Genomic DNA, 2,132 nt, shown 5'->3' with positions numbered 1-2,132 from the left:
CAGGCCGACAGCGCCTCGGAGCTGCGCGTGTCCAAGGCGACGACGATCGCACTGGGCATCATCGCCGTGGTGCTGGGCATCGCCTTCGAGAAACAGAACATCGCCTTCATGGTGTCGCTGGCGTTCGCGATCGCGGCCTCGGCCAACTTCCCCGTGCTGTTCATGAGCGTGCTGTGGAAAGACTGCACCACCAAGGGCGCGGTGATTGGCGGCTTCCTGGGCCTGATCTCGTCGGTGGCGCTCACCGTGGTTTCGCCCTCGGTGTGGGAAGTGACCCTGGGCAACCCCAAGGGTTCGGCGCTGTTCCCCTACACCTCGCCGGCCCTGTTCTCCATGACGATCGGCTTCGTGGGCATCTGGCTGTTCTCCATCCTCGACAACAGCCAGCGCGCCAAGGTCGACCGGGGCGGCTTCCTGGCGCAGCAGGTGCGCTCGGAAACCGGCATCGGCGCATCGGGCGCGTCAGGCCACTGAACCCGAGACCCTGATGGAATGGCCAAGGGCCGAAGGTGTTGTGCCTTCGGCCCTTGCCGCTTTCTGGCGAGCTCCAGAACCCGCCGGGCGCGGCGCGCGAGACAAACGCTTACAACTTGCGATGGGCACCGTCCCAACGACAGGAACAGAATTTGTGACGAATTGCACCGTTTGAAGCCTTGACCCCGGGGAGGACATCATGGCCCGCAAACCAGTCGTCAACGTCCCCCAGGAGCCCCCGGGCCGCTCACGGCGCACCGGCCTCGGCGTGGTCCGCACCGCCCCGGCATCCGCCATCACCTTCGTCGTCCGCGGCCAGGCACTGCAGACCGTCGGCGCCACCCGGGGTGGCCCGGCCCTTCCCAGCGGATTCGGCGGGCGCGGCCAGGTCATTCAGCAAGTGCAACCGGGCGCGCGCCGCAGCAGCGGCAACGACACGGTGCGCATGACCGCGCGCCCGGGGCTGGACGCGGTGGTGCTGCACATCGCCAACGGCCCTTCGCTGATGCTGCACCCCGAGACCGCGCGCGACCTGATGCTGGCGCAGTCGGGCCTGACACGCAGCGCCGTGCGCGGCGCCTCGCGCCCGGGTGAAGCGGCCGACGATGCGCCGAGCGAGGTGGTGGTGCCAGTCGAACTCGGCTGGCAGGGCGCCCCCGCGGCCGGCGGCCCACGCGCCGCCACGCGCGGGCGGCTGGGCGAGGCGCTGCTCTCGGGCATCGAGGTGGTGACCGGCCTGTTCAGCGGGCCGGTGAGCGAACTGGCAGCGGCCCGGATCGGGGCCCGGCTGGACCAGCAGGTGGACCCCGGCGTGTACCGCCTGAGCGCCGACGCCCTGGGCGCGCCGCTCAAGGACAGTGGCCACAAGCTCGCCCGCGTGCCCGCCGCGGACCCCGGCGAGCCACTGCTGGTGCTGCTGCACGGCACGTTTTCCGACACCCACGGCACCTTCGGCAAGCTGTGGCAACAGCACCCGCAAAAGGTCCGCGATCTGTTCGCGCACTACGGCCAGCGGGTGTACGGGCTGGACCACCCGACGCTGACCGCCAGCCCGATCGACAACGCGCTCATGCTCGCGCGCGCCCTGCCCGATGGCGCGCGCGTGCACCTGCTCACGCACTCGCGCGGCGGCCTGGTGGCCGAGGTGCTGGCCCGGGTCTGCGCCCGGCCCGCCCTGTCCGAAGCATTGCTCGCACCGTTCAAGGGCGGCGCGCACCGGGCGCAGCTGAGCGCCCTGCGCCAGTTGGCCGCCGAACTCCAGGGGCGCGACATCCGCATCGAGCGGGTGGTGCGCGTGGCCTGCCCGGCGCGCGGCACGCTGCTGGCCTCGCGGCGGCTGGACGCCTATGTGTCGGTGCTGAAGTGGACGCTGGAGCTCGCCAGCATCCCGGTGGCGCCCGCCCTGCTCGACTTCGTGGCCGAGGTGGCCAGCCACCGCACCGACCCCGCACTGCTGCCCGGGCTGGAAGCCATGACGCCACAGAGCCCGCTGGTGCAGTGGCTGCACGGCGGCGACGGCCCGCTGCCCGGCCAGTTGCGCGTGGTCGCCGGCGACATCGAAGGCGACTCCGTGACGGCCTGGGTCAAGACCCTGCTGGCCGACGCTTTCTACTGGACCGACAACGACCTCGTGGTGCAGACGCGCTCCATGTACGGCG

2 protein-coding genes are annotated in these 2,132 nt (G+C 71.2%); both read left to right on the top strand.

The window, feature by feature from the left end:
- Positions 1 to 474: sodium:solute symporter family transporter (locus tag V6M57_RS09685; protein WP_442968804.1), on the top strand; the 474-nt coding region annotated here is incomplete at its 5' end.
- 199 nt (positions 475 to 673) lie between these two features.
- Positions 674 to 2,132, top strand: a 1,459-nt coding sequence (locus tag V6M57_RS09680) for an esterase/lipase family protein (RefSeq protein ID WP_442968803.1), incomplete at its 3' end; no start/stop codon positions are given.

It is taken from the genome of Ramlibacter sp. (genome assembly GCF_036676645.1).
GTDB lineage: Bacteria > Pseudomonadota > Gammaproteobacteria > Burkholderiales > Burkholderiaceae_C > Ramlibacter.
The sequence above is the reverse complement of the archived record's forward strand: the minus strand, read 5'-3'. Positions and strand labels throughout refer to the sequence as shown.